The organism is Kitasatospora sp. NPDC098652 (assembly GCF_044760155.1).
Lineage (GTDB): Bacteria > Actinomycetota > Actinomycetes > Streptomycetales > Streptomycetaceae > Kitasatospora.
Genome location: NZ_JBIWAQ010000006.1, coordinates 19,969 through 39,490, shown reverse-complemented (window position 1 = coordinate 39,490; position 19,522 = coordinate 19,969). Strand labels below are relative to the sequence as shown.

The 19,522-nt window shown below is 72.5% G+C and carries 15 protein-coding genes; 5 read left to right on the top strand and 10 right to left on the bottom strand.

Annotated features, from left to right (window positions below):
• Positions 1-199: 199 nt before the first annotated feature.
• Positions 200-1,369 carry a UDP-N-acetylglucosamine--N-acetylmuramyl-(pentapeptide) pyrophosphoryl-undecaprenol N-acetylglucosamine transferase gene (locus ACIQWA_RS15575; protein ID WP_402482530.1) on the top strand — a complete coding sequence of 390 codons (1,170 nt, stop codon included), beginning with the start codon at positions 200-202 and terminating at the stop codon, positions 1,367-1,369.
• 71 nt (positions 1,370-1,440) lie between these two features.
• On the opposite strand, the gene ACIQWA_RS15570 is transcribed toward ACIQWA_RS15575, so the two are convergent.
• From ACIQWA_RS15570 to rfbB, 3 genes are read right to left on the bottom strand one after another with little or no spacing between them, the layout of a single operon-like run.
• The gene (locus ACIQWA_RS15570) at positions 1,441-2,574 is read right to left on the bottom strand and encodes a DegT/DnrJ/EryC1/StrS family aminotransferase (protein WP_402482527.1); all 1,134 of its coding nucleotides are present in this window, start codon (positions 2,572-2,574) and stop codon (positions 1,441-1,443) included.
• Entirely contained in the window at positions 2,571-3,800 is a 1,230-nt protein-coding gene (locus tag ACIQWA_RS15565; protein ID WP_402482525.1) for an ATP-grasp domain-containing protein, read from the bottom strand. Before ACIQWA_RS15565 ends, ACIQWA_RS15570 begins: the two co-directional genes overlap by 4 nt.
• On the bottom strand, positions 3,790-4,815 hold the full coding sequence (gene rfbB, locus ACIQWA_RS15560) for a dTDP-glucose 4,6-dehydratase (RefSeq protein ID WP_402482523.1): 1,026 nt from the start codon (positions 4,813-4,815) through the stop codon (positions 3,790-3,792). The genes ACIQWA_RS15565 and rfbB overlap by 11 nt, the downstream gene beginning before the upstream one ends.
• A gap of 193 nt (positions 4,816-5,008) precedes the next feature.
• Between rfbB and ACIQWA_RS15555 the strand changes: the two genes are divergently transcribed.
• From ACIQWA_RS15555 to ybaK, 3 genes are all read left to right on the top strand, one after another.
• Positions 5,009-6,391 (top strand): sporulation protein, encoded by a 1,383-nt coding sequence (locus tag ACIQWA_RS15555; RefSeq protein ID WP_402482520.1) that lies wholly within the window; start codon positions 5,009-5,011, stop codon positions 6,389-6,391.
• A gap of 400 nt (positions 6,392-6,791) precedes the next feature.
• A complete protein-coding gene (locus ACIQWA_RS15550) occupies positions 6,792-7,532 on the top strand; it encodes an LON peptidase substrate-binding domain-containing protein (protein WP_402483300.1) in 741 nt (246 codons plus the stop codon).
• Between the two features lie 25 nt (positions 7,533-7,557).
• Positions 7,558-8,052: a Cys-tRNA(Pro) deacylase gene (ybaK, locus tag ACIQWA_RS15545; RefSeq protein ID WP_380407525.1), complete on the top strand. Its 495-nt coding sequence runs from the start codon at positions 7,558-7,560 to the stop codon at positions 8,050-8,052.
• Positions 8,053-8,157: 105 nt separating this feature from the next.
• Here the strand turns inward: ybaK and ACIQWA_RS15540 are convergent, their stop codons facing one another.
• The 6 genes from ACIQWA_RS15540 to ACIQWA_RS15515 form a co-directional block, all read right to left on the bottom strand.
• Positions 8,158-8,937 carry a hypothetical protein gene (locus ACIQWA_RS15540; RefSeq protein ID WP_402482517.1) on the bottom strand — a complete coding sequence of 260 codons (780 nt, stop codon included), beginning with the start codon at positions 8,935-8,937 and terminating at the stop codon, positions 8,158-8,160.
• A gap of 107 nt (positions 8,938-9,044) precedes the next feature.
• Positions 9,045-9,854: an ABC transporter permease gene (locus tag ACIQWA_RS15535; RefSeq protein WP_402482514.1), complete on the bottom strand. Its 810-nt coding sequence runs from the start codon at positions 9,852-9,854 to the stop codon at positions 9,045-9,047.
• Positions 9,851-10,852: an ABC transporter ATP-binding protein gene (locus ACIQWA_RS15530; RefSeq protein WP_402482512.1), complete on the bottom strand. Its 1,002-nt coding sequence runs from the start codon at positions 10,850-10,852 to the stop codon at positions 9,851-9,853. The genes ACIQWA_RS15535 and ACIQWA_RS15530 overlap by 4 nt, the downstream gene beginning before the upstream one ends.
• A gap of 101 nt (positions 10,853-10,953) precedes the next feature.
• The gene (locus ACIQWA_RS15525) at positions 10,954-12,246 is read right to left on the bottom strand and encodes an NYN domain-containing protein (protein ID WP_402482509.1); all 1,293 of its coding nucleotides are present in this window, start codon (positions 12,244-12,246) and stop codon (positions 10,954-10,956) included.
• Positions 12,247-12,495: 249 nt separating this feature from the next.
• Positions 12,496-13,542, bottom strand: a complete 1,047-nt coding sequence (locus tag ACIQWA_RS15520) for an aspartate-semialdehyde dehydrogenase (protein WP_402482506.1) — start codon at positions 13,540-13,542, stop codon at positions 12,496-12,498.
• Between the two features lie 113 nt (positions 13,543-13,655).
• Positions 13,656-14,543, bottom strand: a complete 888-nt coding sequence (locus tag ACIQWA_RS15515; protein WP_402482503.1) for a dihydrodipicolinate synthase family protein — start codon at positions 14,541-14,543, stop codon at positions 13,656-13,658.
• Between the two features lie 72 nt (positions 14,544-14,615).
• On the opposite strand from ACIQWA_RS15515, the gene ACIQWA_RS15510 reads away from it, so the two are divergent.
• The gene (locus ACIQWA_RS15510; RefSeq protein WP_360244420.1) at positions 14,616-15,503 is read left to right on the top strand and encodes a LysR family transcriptional regulator; all 888 of its coding nucleotides are present in this window, start codon (positions 14,616-14,618) and stop codon (positions 15,501-15,503) included.
• A 28-nt stretch (positions 15,504-15,531) separates the two neighbouring features.
• Here ACIQWA_RS15510 and dnaE read toward each other — a convergent pair whose 3' ends face one another.
• Positions 15,532-19,065, bottom strand: coding sequence for a DNA polymerase III subunit alpha (gene dnaE, locus ACIQWA_RS15505; RefSeq protein ID WP_402482501.1), 3,534 nt, complete (start codon positions 19,063-19,065; stop codon positions 15,532-15,534).
• Positions 19,066-19,522: the final 457 nt, after the last annotated feature.

Genomic DNA, 19,522 nt, shown 5'->3' with positions numbered 1-19,522 from the left:
CCGGCAGGCCCACTCGACGCCTCAATGGCCACCCATGCCGATGGTCGGCTCCGGCCATGCACGACCAAGAAGCGCGGCCCGGACGGCAACCGCGCACGCGCACCGGGACGTCTCCCCCTCAGGTGTGACGGTCCAACTGGGCTCTCCGGGCAGGCGCTAGCGTGGACCGGACGACGTCCGCGAACAGAGGAAGCGCCCCGTGACGCAGCGCAGCAGCGAGCCGTTCCGGCTGATCGTGACCGGAGGCGGCACCGGCGGTCACACGTACCCGGCCCTGACCGCGGTCCGGACCCTCCAGGCTCGGCTCGCCGCGGCCGGCCGCGCGCTGGAGGTGCTGTGGGTCGGCGTCGACGGTGGCCTGGAGAACCGCGTCGCCGCCGGCGAGGGCATCCCCTTTCGCGCGGTCGCGACGGGCAAGGTCCGGCGCTCGTCCAACCCCCTCAAGCTCGTGTCGCCCGCGAACGTGCGCGACATGAGCCGCGTCCCGCTCGGCGTGGCCCAGGCCCGCGCGATCGTCGCCGACTTCAGGCCGGACGTCGTCCTCGCCACCGGCGGGTACGTGGCGGTGCCGGTCGGTCTGGCGGCGAAGATGTGCCGCAGGCCGCTGGTCGTTCACGAGCAGACTGTGCGGCTCGGGCTGGCGAACCGGTCGCTCGCGCGCGCGGCCACCAGGTTCGCGGTCTCCTCGGAGGCCACCCTCGAACTTCTGCCGGAGTCGGTGCGCGGCACCACGATGGTGACGGGCAACCCGGTCCGGCCCGAGGTGCTGGCCGGCCACGCCCGGAAGGCGGTCGACGCGCTCGGTCTGCACTCCTTCGCCTCCGGGCTGCCGACCGTGTACGTGACCGGCGGCGCCCAGGGCTCGCAGCAGATCAACGAACTGGTGCGGGACACCCTTCCGTGGCTCCTCTCGCGGGCGAACGTGATCCATCAGTGCGGGCCCGCGAACCTCGACGCCCTCAGCGCGACGGTGCACGCCCTGTCGCCGGACCTGGCCGCCCGCTACCGCCTGACCGGCTACGTCGGCCCCGAGCTCCCCGACGTGCTGGCGCTGGCCGACGTCGTCCTGTCCCGCAGCGGCGCCGGAACGATCGCCGAGCTCACCGCCCTGGGCAAGGCCGCCGTGCTCGTGCCGCTCGCGACGTCGGCCGGCAACGAGCAGGCCCAGAACGCGATGCACCTGCAGCAGCGACGCGCAGCGGTGGCGCTGACCGGAGAGGTCAACGCCACCATGCTGCAAGGCGCGATCGGGCCGCTCCTCGCCGACCCCGGGCTGCGGGGGCAGATCGCCGACCAGGCCCGGCAGCTGGGCCGCCCCGACGCCGCCGAGCGCCTGGTCGACGTGCTGCTGTCCGCCGCCTCCGCCTAATCAGCAGGCCCGGGACGTCGGCGTCCGGTGTGCAGGGCTGTTGCCGAGGCACACGGTCAAGGTCTTGCGCATCACGGTCCTCCCGCCGATGTGAGGGCCTGTTCGAGTGAGTCCATCACCCGGTCGATGTCGGTCTCGGTGAGGTGCTGGTGGAACGGCAGGCTCAGGATCTCCTCGCTGACCTTCTCGGTGACCGGCAGCGGCCGGCGCCAGGGCTTGAAGGCTGTCTGCAGGTGGTTGGGCGGGTAGTGGACGCCCACCGCGATGCCCCGGGACTTCATCATCCGGAACACGTCCTCGCGGTGCGGCACCCGGACCACGCACAGGTGCGGCACCGTGCGGGTCACGTCCACGTCCACCAGCTCCGCCCCCGGGATGCCGCGCAGCGCGTCGCGGTAGGCGACCCACAGCTCCCGCCGGGTCTTCTCCGTCTCGGCGAAGCGGCGCAGCTGCGCGAGGCCGATGGCGGCGTTGATGGCGGACATCTGGTACCGCAGCCCGAAACCCTCCACGCTGTAGGTGGTGATGGCCTGGCGTTCGGCCTGGGACTGCACCACACCGAGCATCCGCACGCCGCGTAGGAAGTCGGCCTCGCCGGGGTTGCGCGGGATGACCATGCCGCCCTGACCGCAGGTGAGGTTCTTGATGGGCCCGAACGAGAAGCACGTCAGGGCTCCGGTCGCGCCGACGCGCCGGTGGTTCAGGTGCGAGCCGAAGGCGTGCGCCGCGTCCTCGATCACGGCGATGCCGCGCTCGTGGAGGGTGCCGTAGGCCTCGCCCAGATCCACGGCCCGGCCGCCGTACAGCACCGGCAGCACTGCATGCGTGCGGTCGGTCACGGCGGCCATGACCGTGGCGGCCTCCACGCACAGGGTGTCGGGGTTGACCTCAACGAAGCGGGGGACCGCGTCCACGGCGCGGATCGCCTGGACAGTGGCGCAGAACGTCATGGACGGCACGATCACCTCGTCCCCCGCGCCGACCCCGGCAGCCAGCAGGGCGCAGTGCAGCGCGGCCGTGCCGGAGGCGGTGGCCACGGCGTCCGGGACACCGAGGAACCGGGCGACCTCCTGCTCGAACTGCTCGGTGACGGCGGTGTGCCCGTACTGGCCGTCAGCCAGGACGCGCCCCACGGCCTCCAGTTCCGTCCCGTACAGGTACGGGCTGGCGTTGCGTGCGGCGTCGGGCCGCGACGGGGTGATCACGACAACTCCCGGGTCGGTCGGATGATCGGTCGGAGCAGTGAGCTGGCCTTGTCCAGGGCCACGGACACGTCTGCGGGCGACGGTCCGGCGGCGGTGATCATGCCGATCTTGTGGCCGGACTGGTCATGCGGGTGCACAGGGTCTCCGAGCTTGGCGTACAGCTCGATACCGGTGACACCCGGGACGTTGCGGGCCTCGGCGACCCCCTCCCAAGTGGCGAGTTCGCCTTCCACGTCAAGGGGGGAGCCGAGCAGTTCCACGCCTGCGTGCGCGTTGCGCGTCGGCCTCAGATAGGCGTCGAACGGCTCACCGAGCGCGAGTGCGACGAGCGCGCCCACGACGTTGACGCCGTAGGCCGCCTCGTGCAGGCGCGGGATGCTGTCCCCGCTCAGGCGCGGGTTGGCTTCGACGACGCGGCCCTGGCCGTCCTCGCCAAGGACGAGGTCGAAGTTCGCGGGCCCGTTGACGATGCCCAGCGCACGGCACAGCCGCTCGGCGACTCCTTCAAGGTGGCGGTGTTCCGCCGGGGAGAGTTGCGCCGTGCTGATCCGCCTGACGACGCTTCTCCCGGGCACAAGGTGTTGATCCTTGATGCAGGTCATGAGCGACTTGCCGTCGCGGAGGAAGAGATCGATGGTCAACTGTCGCCCGTGGATGAATTCCTCGGCGATCACGGTCCGAGAAGCGGAGTAGGCGCGCGCACGGGCGATGGCGGCAGGGAGGCCGTCAGGGTGAGTGACACGGGTGACACCCTTGCTGCCCGATCCGTCCACCGGCTTGACCATGAGGGGGAAACGCAACTCTGCCGCCTTCGCGGCGACCTCCCCCGGGTCGTCTGACGCGACCCACCCGTACCCGGCGACACCGCAGGACGCGACAACCCTGTGAAAGGCGGCCTTGTCGAGGCCCGCCAAGGCCGCCTCCGGGTATACGTAGGTCATGCCGTAGCGCAGGCCCAGGACTCGCCAGGTGAGCAGCGCAGCGTCGCTCGCACCGGCCACGATCCCTACGGGCCGCGTGTCGCCCAGCGCTTCGGTGATGGCACCCGCGTCCCGGGTGGAGACCTTCATGGCCGCATCGGCGAAGGGGAACGCGGGGGCGTCCGAGCGCATATCGACAGCGATGGTCGGGATTCCTCGGCGTCCCGCCTCCTGGTAGAGAGGGATGTGCTCCTCCGATGCACCGAGCACGAGCAGCGCGTTCTGGGGCAACTGGTCATCGGACACGGTCACGCTCCGGGCTCGGGGCCGTGACGTGGACGGCGGGCACCGGGGGCTGCGGGCTGCGGGCCTGCGGGGCCCAGCGGTCCGGGTGGTGCTGGTACCAGGCGACGGTCTCGGCGAGACCGTCATCGAGAGAGCGGCGCGGCCGGTAGCCGAGCTGTTCGGCCTTGGCGCAGTCCATCGCGTACCGCAGGTCGTTCGCGGTCCGATCCGGGACGTACACCACGCGGCTCCAGTCCGCTTCGCAGGCCCGCAGAAGGCGCGCCGTCAGCTCCCGGTTCGTCAGATCCGTCCCGAGGCCGAGGTTGTAGGCCTCGCCGGGCATGCCGTCGCGCAGCACGAGCTCGACGCCGGCGCAGTTGTCCTCGACGTGCAGCCAGTTCCGCACGTGCTGACCCTGCCCGTGAACAGTGACCTTGTCGCCCCGCATCAGGGCGGAGATGAACCGGGGGATGACCTTCTCCGGGTGCTGGCCGGGCCCGTAGTTGTTCGAGGAGCGGGTGACGCACACCGGCAGCCCGAACGTGACCGCGTACGACAGGGCGACAAGGTCCGACGCGGCCTTGCTCGCGGCGTAGGGGACCGTCGGGCGCAGCGGCGCGTCCTCGGTCGCGGCACCGTCCAGGAGCGGCCCGTAGACCTCGTCGGTGGACACGTGGACGAACTTGGACACCTCGGCCTTGGCCGCGGCCTCCAGGAGCCGCTGGGTGCCCAGCACGTTCGTCGCCGCGAACGCCCCGGCGTCGGCGAAGCTGTGGTCGACGTGGGACTCGGCGGCGAAGTGCACGACCGCGGTGTGCTGGGCCATCAGGTCGGTGACGAGCGTGGTGTCGAGGATGTCACCGTGGACGAACGTGAGCTTCGGCGAGTCGAGCGCCGAACCCAGGTTGTCCAGGTTGCCCGCGTACGTGAGGGCGTCGAGGACGGTGATCCGCTCGACGTCGTCGGCGGCAAGCATCCGCTTGACGAAGTGGGATCCGATGAAACCGGCACCGCCGGTGACAAGCAGCTGGCGCATGCGCGCCTCCATTCCGGGGGACGGCCGCCCTGCCCTGTCGCGAGGAGCGGTCCGACCGGCTTCCAGAACACTCCCGGAAGGGTGGTGCCCGGCAGGCACACAGAGGGGGCCCACAAAGCGCAGAAGCGGTAACGATGTTGCTGCCTGCGGGCCTACCCTCGAAGCCCGGCCACCGGCAGGCAGGAGACCCCTCATGGCGCCGGCACCACGCAGGACCCGCGAACCGAACCACCGTCTCGGCGCGCTCCTGGCCGCGAGCGGCCGCAGCCGCAAGGGCCTCGCGCAGCGGGTGAACGAGCTCTCCGCGCAGCGCGGTCAGCCGCGCGCATACACCCACACGAGTGTCGGCAACTGGGTGGACAAGGGCATGATCCCCGACGCCCCGGCGCCCGAACTCATCGCCGTTGCGCTGGGAGAACGCCTCGGACGGCCTGTCACCCTTACGGAGATGGGTATGGCTGGCCTCCCTGCTGACCCGGCCGCGATGGGGTTGGATTTCCCCAGAGACGCCGGCGACGCCGTGCGCAACGCCGCGAACTTCTGGAGCACCGTGCACCGACGCGACTTCATCGGCGGTGCGTTCGCCGTCGCTGCCTACACCACCCCGGTCACCCGCTGGCTGGTCCGGCCTTCCGCGCCGCTCCCTGGGCACCGTGGCAGCCTCCAGGTCGGCCGCGCGGACCTGGAGGAACTGTGGCAGGCCGCGAGCGAGGCCCGCTCCTGGGACTCGAAGTACGGCGGCGGCAGCTGGCGCTCCAGCAGCGTCGCGGACTGCCTCCGGCACCGCGCGAGCCCGCTGTTGGTCGGCACCTACCCGGAGAAGATCGGCGCCGAGCTGTACTGCGTGACCGCCGAGCTCGCCCGGGTCGTCGGCTGGGCCGCGCTGGACATGGGCCAGCACGACGCCGCGCAGCGGCACTTCATCCAGGCCCTCGCGCTCGCCCGCGCGGCCGGCGACACCGAGGTCGGCAGCCACGTGATGTCCACGATGGCGCTGCAGGCCGTCCTGCGCGGCTACCCGAGCGAGGCCATCGACATGGTCCAGGGCGGCTACGAGCGCGCAAAGGGGTCGGCGAGCCCGCGGGTGCTGGCGTTCGCAAAGATGGTCGAGGCCCGGGCGCACGGCCGGTCACGGGACCCGCGGGCGGCGTCGCGCGCCCTGTCGGAGGCGGAGACGCTCCTCGGCCGTGCCCGGCCCGACGACGATCCGGAGTGGATCAGCTACATGACCCACACCCGGCTCGCATCGGATGCGGTCGAGGTGTGGCGGGACCTCGGCAACCCGAAGGCGGCGTTCACGTGGAACCGGCACGCCGACGCGATGCCCGAGGGCTCTTTCGCCCGCTCGGTCGGGCTACGCCTCACGGTGCTCGGAACGGTGCACCTGCAGGGCGGCAGCCTCGAGGAAGGCGTAGCGATGGGGCACCGGGCGGTCGACATCCTCGCGCGGGTGCAGTCGACGCGGGCGCGGGACTACGTGCGGGACTACACGACGGAGTTGCGGCGCTGGCCGAAGGAGCCGGCGGTTCGGGACCTGCTGCAGCGGGCACGCACGGAGCTGGCCATGGCCAGCTGAGCGGCCATGCACGCCGGCCTGGGGTCAGCCGGTCCAGATGGTGTCGCCGGCCGGACTCCACCAGCTGTCGCGAACGATGTGCACCAAGTGCCACGATCCGGTGCCCCGCCCCGGCATCTGCCGCCGCTGCGCAGGCCTCGGCGACGCCAGGACCCCCGCGCTCGGCAGTGGCGTCAGTGCCACGCCCGGCGGCGCCGCCCGTGCCCGCGCAGCCCTGCGCGGGCACAGCCTTCGCTGTCGCTTGAATACGACCCGCAGCCAAGGAGCCGACTCCTCGGCGGTCGGGTGTGCATGATCGCTCTCCAGCGCGGCTGAACCCGTCGGCCGGGGCCTCCGGGGTGCCCGGCGATCGGGGCCGAGGGGTTGACCGCGCGACACGGTGGGGGCCCGGGGAACTACGCTGTCCGCCGTGACAGAACGGCTGCCGCTCTTCCCGCTGAACACCGTGCTCTACCCGGGCCTCGTGCTGCCCCTGAACGTCTTCGAGGAGCGCTACCGCCGTCTCGTCGCCGACCTGCTCGAACAGCCCGAGGACGAGCCGCGCCGTTTCGGCGTGCTCGCCATCAAGGACGGCCGCGAGGTCGCCCCGGTCCGCCCCGCCGAGGACGGCCCGGCCGGGCCGCTCGACGGCCTGGGCACCGTCACCGGGGACCCGCTGGAGGCGGTCTACCACATCGGCTGCGTCGCCGACGTCTCCTCCGTCCAGCCCCAGCCCGACGGCCGCTACGAGCTGCTGGTCACCGGCACCACCCGGTTCCGGCTCAGCTCGGTCGACGTCGGCGGCCCGTACCTGACGGGTGAGATCGAGCCGGTCGAGGAGCGCCCCGGCGAGGGCTCCGGCGCCCTCGCCGCCGAGGTCGAGCGGGCCTTCCGGGTCTACCAGAAGCGCCTGGCGGGCGCCCGCGAGGCCAGCACCCACGGCCGCCAGCAGCTGCCCGACGACCCCCAGGTGCTCTCCTACCTGGTCGCCGCCGCCTCGGTCTTCGAGACCCCGGTCAAGCAGCGGCTGCTCGCCTGCCCCGACACCGCCCAGCGGCTGCGCATCGAACTCGACCTGCTGCGCCGCGAGAGCGCGGTGCTCAGCTGGCTGCCCTCGCTGCCCGCGGTGGACCTCACCCGCCAGTCGTTCAGCCCCAACTGACCCCACCGACCCGAGGCACCCGCGCATGGCCAAGAAGCCGAAGAAGGGCGGCCAGGGCACGCCCGCCACCGTCGCCCTGGAGACCGCCGCCGTCCCGTACACCGTCCACGCCTACGCGCACGACCCGGCCGCCGCCTCCTACGGCGGCGAGGCCGCCGAGGCCCTGGGCGTGGCCGCCGAGCGGGTCTTCAAGACCCTGGTCGCCGACGTGGACGGCACCCTCACCGTCGGCGTCGTCCCGGTCGCCGGCCAGCTCGACCTCAAGGCCCTGGCCACGGCCGTCGGCGGCAAGCGCGCCGCGATGGCCGACCCGGCCGCCGCCGAACGCAGCAGCGGCTACGTCCTCGGCGGCATCTCCCCGCTCGGCCAGCGCCGTCCGCTGCGCACCGTGGTCGACGCCAGCGCCCTGACCCACCCCACCGTCTACGTGTCGGCGGGCCGCCGCGGCCTCGAAGTGGAACTGGCCCCCGCCGACCTCATCGCCCTCACCCGCGCCCGCACCGCCCCGATCGCCCGCTGAGGAGCAGCGACCCCTGGAAACCGCCAAGGGGGGCGCGGGGAACTGCGCGGGGCGGGGCGCTGCGACCGGTACCCGGCCCGGCGCCCCTGCGCCCCGCTCAAGGGCTCAGCCCTGCCGCCGGTCCTCCGGCGCCGGAGCGGCGTCCACCGGGGCGACCGGCCCGGCGTCCACCGGAGCGACCTCCGCAGGAGGCCCCGCCGGGTCCCCGTACGACCCGGCCGGCACCCCCCAGTACGGCGGCGGGTCCTCCTCCCGCTTCCCGAACGCCGCCGACAGCGCCAGCAGCACCACCATCGCCACCATCGGCCACACCAGCAGCGCCCCCATCGCCCCCAGGTCGATGCTCGCGTCGAAGTGCCCGCCGTTGCCGACCCGCCGGGCCTCGCCGATCAGGTTGTCGCTCGGCCCGAGCCAGCGGCCGAGCTTCCAGGCCCCGTACGAGCCGAGCAGTCCGCCGATCGCCAGCCCCAGCGCGACCGAGATCCCGCCGCCGCGCTTGCGGGTCACCAGGAAGGCCCCGAGCGCGGTGAGGATGCCGGCGCCCAGCCCGATCAGCACAAACACCGCGTCGGCGCCGGCCCGCTGCTCGCCCTCGGGGTCGACGTACAGGATCCGGTCGCCGTCCACGACCAGCGGCACCTTGGGCGCCAGCCAGGCCCACAGCCCGGCCATCACCAGTCCGGCCAACAGGCACACCAGCACCACCCCGGCGCCGATCCGCAGCTCGTCCGGCACCCGGTGCCCGCCCGCGGGCGGCGCCGTGGGCAGGCCAGCGGGCGGCTCCTGGTCGGAGGCCGGCGGCGGTGCGAACGGGTCGGGTACGGCTCCCGGCTCGGCCGGCACATCGGCGCGGGCGGGTTCCGGAGGTGTGTTCGGTACGGTCACGGGTCCCATCGTTTCACGACGCCCGTCCGAACGGCCGCACCGCCCACCGCACCGCAGACCGCACCGCAGCCCCGGCAGGATCCGCCGAACCCACCCGCGGCAACGCCCTACCGCGCGACGGCCCGCCGGTACGCCCAGGTGGCCAGGGCCAGCGACACCACGCCCACCCCTGCGCACACCCCGAGGTCGGCCAGCACCATGCCCCAGTCCGGATCCGGCGCGAAGGTCCGCGCGAACGCCTCCACCCCGTACGTCGACGGCAGCAGGTCGCGCAGCCACAGCACCGGCTGCGGCAGGTGGTCGACCGGCAGCACCCCGAGCAGCAGCGCCGCCGACATGCCGAGCTGCCCCAGCATCGTCGCGATCTCCTGCCGCGGCGCCAGCAGCCCGCAGGCCGCGCCCAGCCCGGACAGCGCCGCCCCGGCGAGCGGTACCACGGCGAGCAGCACCCACAGCTGCCCGAGCGGCAGCCCGAACATCACCGCGCCGATGCCGGCCGTGACGAGCGTGCCGGGCAGCGTGAACGAGGCGTACGCGGCGGCCGCGCCGAGCACCACCGAGGCGGCCGGGACGGGCAGGGTCGCGTAGTGGTCGAGGCCGCCGGTGGCGCGGAGCTTCCCGAAGTACTGGGCCAGCAGGTTGAGCGCGACGAACGCCACCACCAGCACGCTCGACCCGGCGACCACCGACCGCGCCGCCGAGGTCTGCCCGCCGTCCACGACGCCCCGCATCATCACCAGGATGCCGACGGACTGGAAGGTGGCCACGAACAGCAGCGGGATCCGCGCGACCTTCGCCCGGGTGAGCTGCGCCCGGTACACCGCGGCCAGGGCGGGCAGCAGCCGGGCGGCGGGGGCGAGCGGGGCGGCGCCGGCCGTGGCCCGGCCGGTCCGCGGGGGCACCGAGAGCAGCGTCACTTGGCCAGTCCTCCGTGGCGGCCGCCCAGCTTGAGGTAGGCGTCCTCAAGGCTCGGGGTGGCGAGGGTGAAGTCGTCGAGGGCGGCGAAGGCCGGGCCGGTGGTGACGGCGGCGACCAGTTCGCGGGCCTGCTCGGGGGTGGTGCGGACGGTCCAGCGGCGCCCGGTGCGTTCGGCGCGCGCGGCCAGTTCGGCGACGGCGGGGACGCCGATCGGCGCCTCGTCCCGCCAGACCAGGTCGAGCCGGACGTCGCCGTCCACCAGGGCCTTGAGCCCGCCGGGCGTGTCGCAGGCGATCACCCGGCCCTCGTCGATCACGGCGACCCGGTCGAGCACGGTCTCCGCCTCGATCACGTTGTGGGTGACCAGCAGCACCGTCGTCCCGTGCTCGGCCCGCCGCCGGTCGACGGCCGACCAGACGGCCCGCCGGGCGACCGGGTCCATGCCGGTGGTGGGTTCGTCCAGAACGAGCAGCGGCCGCTCCCCCACCAGGGTGGCCGCGAAGCAGGCGAGCCGCCGCTGCCCGCCGGACAGCTTGGCCAGCGGTCGGCCGGCGATCGGCTCCAGCCCGAGTTCGGTGAGCACCTCCGCGGCCGCGCCGCGGGCGGCCGTGCGCGAGAGCCCGCGCAGCCGTCCGGTGGTCTCGGCGGCCAGTGCGACGGTCAGCTCGTCCAGCGCGGTGGATTCCTGCCCGAGGTAGCCGAGCAGCCGGGCGGCCCGCTCCGGGTGCCGCACGATGTCGTGCCCGAGGAGTTCGACGGTGCCGGAGTCCGGCCGCAGCAGGCCGGTGAGCTGGCGGACGAGCGTGGACTTCCCGGCGCCGTTGGGCCCGAGCAGCCCGAACACCTCGCCCTCGCGGACGGTCAGGCTGATCCCGTCGTTGGCCCGGATCTCGGTGGCGGCGGCGCCGCGCCCGGTGCGGTAGGTCCGGACCAGATCGCGTACGGCCACGCACGGCGCGGGGGTGTCCTGGGGTGCTCGCCCGGCCGTCTCTTCCACGACCGGAGACTTTACGCGCTCACACGGGCGAACCGGACAACGGGGGCCGGTCGCCGGGGGCCGGTCGCCGGGGGCCGGTCGCCGGAGGCCGCCGGGACGCGTCAGTCGTCCACCACCATCGACCCGCCCGGGACCCGGGCCGCCAGTTCCTTCCAGAACCCCGCCCGGATGGCGTAGCGGTCGTGCTCGTCGATCTGGTCGTCCTTGTGGGCGAGCAGTCCGAAGCGGGCCGCGTAGCGCAGCAGCTCGCCGTCGACCCGGTGCGGGATGCGCGGGTAGTCGGGCCAGAGCACGGTGAGCCGTTCGAGGTCGCCGAGGCGGTCGCTCCAGCGGCGGGCGAAGACCTGCCCGACCTCGTGGGCGTCGCCGCCGATGGTGGTGATGTCCTCCTCGCGGTCGGCCCAGCGCTGTTCGGCGGTGGTGAGCTGGGCCAGCGTGGGCAGGCCGTCCCCGGCGGTGACGGACGGCTCGGGGGCGGGCCGGTCGACCCAGCCCCGGTCGGAGGACCAGCGCAGTACCGGTCCGCCGGTCGGCTGCCCGTTGGCGGCCTGTCCGGCCGCGGCGTGTCCGTTGGCGTGTCCGTTGGCGTGCCCGTTCGCCGCCGCGGTGATCGGGGTGACGGCCGAGACCCGCCCGGCGAGGTCCTTCGGGGTGGGCACCACCCGCAGGGCGGCGGCCGGCTGGGGCCGCCCGTTCGCGGCGGGCGCCTCGGGCGCTACCTCGGCGGCGGCCGGCCGGACGCCGGGGGGCACCACGCTGGGCAGCGGGGCCGGCGGGGCGGCGAGGATCTTGGCGATCTCCTGCCGGGCGCCGCCCGTCCCGGGCGCCGGGAAGACGGTGGAGTGGTCGCGCAGCGAGAAGGACCCCTCGATCCACTCGCGGTCCAGGACCCGCCGCTCGTCGGCCTCGCCGACCAGGTCCTCGGACTGGTTGAAGTCCCCGTCGGCGGCCTGCAACGCCCACAGGTGCACGGCCACGCCGTGCTCCTTGGCGGTCATCATGCCGGGCAGCAGGTCCCCGTCGCCGGTGATCAGGACGACGTCCGCGCAGGCCCGGTTACGGGCGAGTTCGGAGAGTTCGGCGTGCATCGCCGCGTCGACGCCCTTCTGCACCCAGCGCCCCTCGGCCCGGGTGAGGGCGCCCAGCCGCACGGTCACGCGGGGCAGCACCCGCAGCCGCCGGTGCTCGGGCATCGGGCGGCGGTCGGGGGCCGCGTCGAACCAGTAGATCCGCAGCAGCGGCAGCCCGGTCTCGGCCTCGGCGCGTTCGCGCAGGGCGCTGATCAGCGCGGTGTGGTCGACGGTGACCTTGGAGCGGGAGGGGTCTCCGGCGAGCAGGCTGGCGGCGGCACCCAACAGGTATCCGGCATCCACCAGGACGACACAGCGGTCCATCCGCGCACCTCTTTCCGCTCGCCCTCGAAGGTCGGTCTGGGTGGGCGGTCCGCCCGTCGACCCGGCGTGCGGGGTGAGGGGGCCCCTGACCGCCCGATCGTTGGGTCACCTTTTCCCCCAGGTTCGCGGCCCGAACCTCGGCGGATGTCCCGGTCACGCAACAGCCGCCCCAATGAGTCGCAAAGAAACACGAAGGCGGGCCCCGTTCAACGACGGGGCCCGCCAAACGTCACGCGGGGTTGACCCGGATCAGCCCTTGAGCTCGGCGGCGACCAGCTCGGCGAGCTGGACGGCGTTGAGCGCGGCGCCCTTGCGCAGGTTGTCGTTGGAGACGAACAGCGACAGGCCGTGCTCCACCGTCTCGTCGACCCGGATGCGGCCGACGTAGCTCGGGTCCTGACCGGCGGCCTGGAGCGGGGTGGGGATCTCGGACAGCTCGACGCCGGGGGCGGCGGCGAGCAGCTCGGCGGCCCGCTCGGGGCTGATCGGGCGCTCGAAGCGGGCGTTGATCTGGAGCGAGTGGCCGGAGAAGACCGGGACGCGCACGCAGGTGCCGGCGACCTTGAGCTCGGGGATGCCGAGGATCTTGCGGCTCTCGTGGCGGAGCTTCTGCTCCTCGTCGGTCTCGTTGGAGCCGTCCTCGACGATGGAGCCGGCCAGCGGCACCACGTTGAAGGCGATCGGCCGCCGGTAGACCTTGGGCTCGGGGAACTCGACGGCGGAGCCGTCGTGGGCGAGCGCGGAGGCGCCGTCCACGACCTTGGCGGCCTGGTCCTGGAGCTCGGCGACACCGGCGACGCCGCTGCCGGAGACGGCCTGGTAGGTGGAGACGACCAGGGCGGCGAGCCCCGCCTCCTCGTGCAGCGGGCGCAGCACGGGCATGGCGGCCATGGTGGTGCAGTTGGGGTTGGCGATGATGCCCTTGGGCCGGTCGGCGATGGCCTCCGGGTTGACCTCGGAGACGACCAGCGGGACCTCGGGGTCACGGCGCCAGGCGGAGGAGTTGTCGATGACGACGGCGCCGGAGGCGGCGACCTTGGGGGCCAGGGCCTTGGAGGTGGAGCCGCCGGCCGAGAAGATCACGATGTCCAGGCCGGTGTAGTCGGCCGTGGCCGCGTCCTCGACGGTGACCTCGGTGCCCTGCCAGGGCAGCGTGCGCCCGGCCGAACGGGCCGAGGCGAACAGCCGCAGCTGCTCCACCGGGCCCAGTCCACCTTCACGACCAGCCCGCTCCGCCAGGATCTCGCGGACCACGCCGCCGACCTGGCCGGTGGCACCGACAATGCCGATCTTCATTCCGACTACTCCTCTGCATGGTGCTGTCTACAGCCGCACTCTGCCCATCATGCCTTGTCACGCGGGTGGGGCGACCTGGTATTCCACGGTGTGAGAGGGGGCCCGGACGACCCTCAGTGGTCCAGACCATTGGCGAGGGCCAGCGCGGCCGCGACCTCCGCCTCCCCGGCCGGCAGCAGCGGCAGCCGTACGTCCGGGGTCGGGATCCGGCCCTGGGCGTGCAGCACGCCCTTGGTCACCGTCGGGTTCGGGGCCGTGAAGGCGGACAGCGCCAGCCCGGTCAGCCGGTGCCCCAGCTCCCGGGCCCGCTCGACGTCGCCGGCCCGCCAGGCCTCGTACAGCTCGACGAAGCGGGCGGTCGCCAGGTGCGCGGAGGCGAGGATGCCGCCGGCCGCACCCAGCGCCAGCATCGGCGACAGGAAGGCGTCCTCCCCGGTGAGGAAGGCGAACCCGGCCGGGGCGTCGGCGAGCAGCTCGGCCGCCGCCTGGTCCAGCCCGCCGGTCGCGTACTTGACGCCCACCACCCCGTCGATCGCGGCCAGTTCGCGCAGCGCGGCGGTGGAGAGCTGCTGCCCGGTGCGGTACGGGATGTGGTAGACGACCAGCGGCAGCGGGCTGCCCGCGGCCAGCGCCCGGAAGTGCGCGACCGTCCCGGCCTCGCCGGCCCGGACGAAGGCGGGCGTGGTGACCAGCGCCGCCGCCCGCGGCACCCGCGCGCCGAGCACGGCCAGCGCCTCGCCGACGGCCCGGGTGTCGCCGCCGGAGGCGCCGACGGTCAGCTGCGCCCCGCGCTCCGCGCAGGCGGCCGCGGCCACGCCGACCACCGCGTCCCGCTCCTCGGCGGTGAGCGCGGCGGGCTCGCCGGTGGTGCCGAGCGCGACCAGGCCGGCCGCCCCGGCGTCCAGCACCTCGTGCGCGAGCTTCTCCAGCGCGTCGAGGGCGACGGAGCCGTCGGCGGCGAAGGGGGTGACCAGGGGGACGTGGATGCCCTTGAGTTCCATACCGACGATCCTGCGGCCCGTCGATCGCCCGGGTCCAGTTCACATGTGTGACGCTTCTCGTAAGCTGAGCCGATGCTCGACGTCCGACGACTGCGCCTGCTGCGCGAACTCGCCCACCTCGGCACCATCGCGGCCGTCGCCGAGGCGCTGTCGTTCAGCGCCTCCGCGGTGTCCCAGCAGCTGTCCGTCCTGGAGAAGGAGGCCGGCGTCCCGCTGCTGGAGCGCACCGGGCGGCGGGTCACCCTCACCCCGGCCGGCCGGGGCCTGGTCCGCCACGCCGAATCCGTACTGGCCCTGCTGGAACAGGCGGACGCCGAACTCGCCCACGCCAAGCGGGGGTTGGCCGGTCCGCTGCGGATCGGCACCTACCCCTCGGCGGCCCGCGCGATCATCCCGGCGGTGCTCGCCGGGCTGGCCTCCTGGCACCCGGACCTGGAGCCGATGGTCACCGAGGTGGACCCTGCGGCCGTCGGCGCGGCGCTGCGCGCGGGCGAGCTGGACGTGGCGCTGGTGCACGAGTACGACCTCGTCCCGGCCGACCCGGAACCGGGCCTGGCCGTGACCCGCCCGGTCTTCACCGAGCCGATGTACCTGGCCGCCCGCACCCCGGCGGTGCTCGCCGAGCAGCGCGGCGCGCCGTGGATCACCTCCCCGCCGGGCACGCTCTGCCACACCATGGCCGTCCGCGCCTGTGAGGCGGCGGGCTTCGCTCCCCGGATCCGGCACCAGATCGACGACTTCACCACGGTGCTCTCGCTGGTCGCCGCGGGCCAGGGGGTGGCCCTGGTCCCCCACCTGGGCACCGCCGGGGCCCCGCCCGGCGTGGTCCTCACCAGGCTGGCGATGTACCGCCGCACCCGCGCCGCCTTCCGGGCCGGCGCGGGCTCCCACCCGGCCATCTCGGCCTTCGTCTCGGCCCTCCACACGGCCGTCCCGCCGGGGCTGGGCAGCGGGGGCTGACGAACGCCCGGCTGCCCAAGCCCCTCTGCTAGACCGCCAGGCAGCTCGGCCCGAGCAGCTGCTTCAAGTCCCCGTACAGTGCCGGGTCGGACTTCACCCGGTGCCGGTCCAGCCTCAGCACCGTGGTCTTGGTGGGGCCCTCCAGCCGCACCCGCACCTCGGTCGTGCCCTTGTGGTGGGTCAGCACCTCGCTGAGCCGGGCGACCAGCGGCGGGGTGACCTTCCCGGTCGGGATGTTGATGGTGATCGGCGCCTCGGCGTGGGCGTTCGACAGGTCCGGGGCGGACAGCTCCATGCCCATCAGCCGCGGCACGTCCTCCCGCTTGTCCAGCTTGCCGCGCACGAACACCACGGCGTCCTCGACGAGTTGGGAGGAGACCAGCTGGTAGCTGGCCGGGAAGAACATGCAGTCGATCGAGCCCGCCAGGTCCTCGACGGTGGCGATCGCCCAGGCGTTGCCCTGCTTGGTCATCTTCCGCTGGAGGCCCGAGATGATGCCGCCGATGGTGACGATCGTCCCGTCCGGCCGCTCCGCGAGGTCCGCGATCGCGCAGTCCGCCTTGTCGGCGAGCACGTGCTCGATGCCGTGCAGCGGGTGCGAGGAGACGTACAGGCCGAGCATCTCCCGCTCCTGGGTGAGCAGGAAGGACTTCTCCCACTCCTCCTCGGAGAACACCACGTCCAGCCCGAAGCTCGGCTCGTCCGAGGCGGTGTCGCCGCCGAACAGGTCGAACTGGCCCTCGGCCTCCTTGCGCTTCACCCCGACGACGTTGTCGATCATCGGCTCGAACTGCGCGCTCAGGCCCTTGCGGGTGTGCCCGAGGGAGTCGAACGCCCCGGCCTTGATGAGGGATTCGACGGTCCGCTTGTTGCAGACCACCGACTCCACCTTCTCCAGGAAGTCCGGGAAGGAACTGAACTTCCCCTTCGCCTTCCGGGTGCGGATCATCGACTCGACCACCGGCCCGCCGACGTTGCGGATGGCGGTCAGGCCGAACCGGACGGTGTCGCTGCCGTGCGGCGTGAAGTCCGAGTCCGACTCGTTGACGTCCGGCGGCAGCACCTGGATGCCCATCTTGCGGCACTCGTTGAGGTAGACCGCCGACTTGTCCTTGTCGTCCTTGACGGAGGTGAGCAGCCCGGACATGTACTCGGCCGGGTAGTTGGCCTTGAGGTACGCCGTCCAGTACGAGACCAGCCCGTACCCGGCGGTGTGCGCTTTGTTGAACGCGTAGCCGGAGAAGGGGACGAGGACGTCCCACACCGCCTGGATGGCCGCGTCGGAGTAGCCGCGCTCGCGGCAGCCCTTCTGGAAGGGGACGAACTCCGCCTCCAGGATCTCCTTCTTCTTCTTGCCCATCGCGCGGCGCAGCAGGTCGGCCTGGCCGAGCGAGTAGCCGGCCAGGATCTGCGCGGCCTTCTGCACCTGCTCCTGGTACACGATCAGGCCGTAGGTGGGCCGGAGCACCTCCTCCAGGGGCTTCTCCAGCTCCGGGTGGATCGGGGTGATCTCCTGCTGCCCGTTCTTGCGCAGCGCGTAGTTGGTGTGGGAGTTGACGCCCATCGGGCCCGGTCGGTACAGCGCGAGGACGGCGGAGATGTCCTCGAAGTTGTCGGGCTTCATCAGGCGCAGCAGCGAGCGCATCGGCCCGCCGTCGAGCTGGAAGACGCCGAGCGTGTCGCCGCGGGCGAGGAGTTCGTAGGTCGGCTTGTCGTCGAGGGGCAGCTCAAGAAGGTTGATCTTGATGCCCTTGTTCTTCTCGATCGCCTTGACGGCGTCGTCCATGATCGTCAGGTTGCGCAGGCCGAGGAAGTCCATCTTGAGGAGGCCGAGGCCCTCGCAAGTGGGGTAGTCGAACTGCGTGATGGTGACGCCGTCGGTGTGCCGGGTCCAGACCGGGATGTGGTCGGTCAGCGGCTCGGCGGACATGATGACGCCGGCCGCGTGCACGCCGGGCTGGCGGATCAGGCCCTCGATGCCGCGCGCGGTGTCGATGACCTTCCGGACGTCCGGGTCGTTCTCGTACAGTGCGCGGATCTCGCCCGCCTCGCTGTAGCGGGGGTGGCTGCTGTCCGTGATGCCGGAGAGCGGGATGCCCTTGCCCATGACGTCCGGCGGCATCGCCTTGGTGATCCGGTCGCCCATCGCGTACGGGTAGCCGAGGACCCGGGAGGAGTCCTTGATGGCGGCCTTCGCCTTGATGGTGCCGTAGGTGACGATCATGGCGACCTTGTCGGACCCCCACTTCTCCGTCACGTACCGGATCACGTCACCGCGCCGGCGCTCGTCGAAGTCGATGTCGACATCGGGCATGGAGATGCGCTCGGGGTTGAGGAAGCGCTCGAAGATCAGGCCGTGCGGGATCGGGTCGAGGTCGGTGATGCCCATCGCGTAGGCGACCAGCGAACCGGCCGCCGAACCACGACCCGGGCCGACCGCGATGCCCTGGCTCTTCGCCCACATGATGAAGTCGGCGACCACGAGGAAGTACGCCGGGAACCCCATCTGGATGATGGTGTCCATCTCGTACTCGGCGAGCTTCTTGTGCTCCTCGTCGTACCCGTTCGGGAAGCGCCAGTCCATGCCCTCCCAGACCTTGGACTTGAAGAAGTCCGCCTCGGACTCGAAGCCCTCCGGGATCGGGAACCGGGGCATCAGGTTCTTGAACTTGAACATGCCCTCGGTGTCGACCCGGGAGGCGACGAGTAGCTGGCTGTTGCGGCAGCCCTCCTGCCAGGCGTCCGAGGAGTCCAGCGCGTACATCTCGGCGGCGGACTTGATGTAGTAGCCGGTGCCGTCGAAGCGGAAGCGGTCCGGGTCCGAGAGGTTCTTGCCGGTCTGCACGCAGAGCAGCAGGTCGTGGGCGCCGGCGTCGGCCTCGGTGGTGTAGTGCGAGTCGTTGGTGACCACCGGCGGGATGTCCAGCTTCCGGCTGATCTCCAGCAGCCCGTCGCGGACCCGCTTCTCGATCTCCAGGCCGTGGTCCATCAGCTCCAGGAAGTAGTTCTCCTTGCCGAAGATGTCCTGGTAGTCGGCCGCGGACTTGAGCGCCTCCTCGAACTGCCCCAGCCGCAGCCGGGTCTGCACCTCGCCGGACGGGCAGCCGGTGGTGGCCATCAGGCCGCCGGACAGCTCGGAGATCAGCTCCTTGTCCATCCGGGGCCACTTCACCAGCCAGCCCTCGGAGTAGGAGCGCGAGGTCAGCTTGAAGAGGTTGTGCAGGCCCTCCTTGTTCCGGGCCCAGATGGTCTTGTGGGTGTACGCGCCGGACGCGGAGACGTCGTCCCGCTTCTGGTGCGGCTGGCCCCACAGGATGCGCTTGGTGTTGGAGCGGGACTCGGGGGCGACGTACGCCTCGATCCCGATCACCGGGGTGATCCCGGCCTCGGTCGCCTGCTTGTGGAACTCGGCGGCGCCGTACATGTTCCCGTGGTCGGTCATCGCGACGTGGGTCTGCCCCAGCCGCTCGACCTCCTTGAACATCTGCTTCAGCCGGGCGGCACCGTCCAGCATCGAGTACTCGGTGTGAACGTGCAGATGCGCGAACGGCTGATCGCTCAAGGCGGGGCCTCCGGAGGCTCTGGTGCTGATCTGGCGGGCCGGCGAACGCGCAGGTCACAGGGGGAGAAAGCCCTGGAAATGGAGGTGGCCCGGAACGCCTCTCGGGGTCCGGACCGTCACTCACGCGTTCACCCGTCCACTCTAGCCCGCCCGCCCCTGGAGAGGGCCACCCCGGCGCCTGCGCGGAGCGCCGTTTCCTCCCCCGGATCGTCCTGCGGCGCAACGTTTCGCCGCTCCCACCGCATCAGAGTGGTGGGAGGGGTCACGGGGAGGGGAGGGCCGCACCGCCGGGTGCGTCAATTCGAGTACGTAGCGAATAATTCCCCCGAATTCATTGAGTTCGTATGCGATTCTCCTTCTCGAAGGCCCGGCGCCCATCTGTTGCAAGGCCGTGACAGTCCCGGCCGAAAAGTCGTTCGCCCAGCGAGGACCGACGGTTAGCATTCCGGAATGGAAT

Bases quoted from the DNA above. Each gene is read 5' to 3' on its own strand.
- rfbB (WP_402482523.1), bottom strand. From the start codon at position 4,815: ATGCGCCAGCTGCTTGTCACCGGCGGTGCCGGTTTCATCGGATCCCAC.
- ACIQWA_RS15525 (WP_402482509.1), bottom strand. From the start codon at position 12,246: ATGGACCGCTGTGTCGTCCTGGTGGATGCCGGATACCTGTTGGGTGCC.
- ACIQWA_RS15520 (WP_402482506.1), bottom strand. From the start codon at position 13,542: ATGAAGATCGGCATTGTCGGTGCCACCGGCCAGGTCGGCGGCGTGGTC.
- ACIQWA_RS15510 (WP_360244420.1), top strand. From the start codon at position 14,616: ATGCTCGACGTCCGACGACTGCGCCTGCTGCGCGAACTCGCCCACCTC.
- ACIQWA_RS15555 (WP_402482520.1), top strand. From the start codon at position 5,009: ATGGCGCCGGCACCACGCAGGACCCGCGAACCGAACCACCGTCTCGGC.
- ybaK (WP_380407525.1), top strand. From the start codon at position 7,558: ATGGCCAAGAAGCCGAAGAAGGGCGGCCAGGGCACGCCCGCCACCGTC.
- ACIQWA_RS15515 (WP_402482503.1), bottom strand. From the start codon at position 14,543: ATGGAACTCAAGGGCATCCACGTCCCCCTGGTCACCCCCTTCGCCGCC.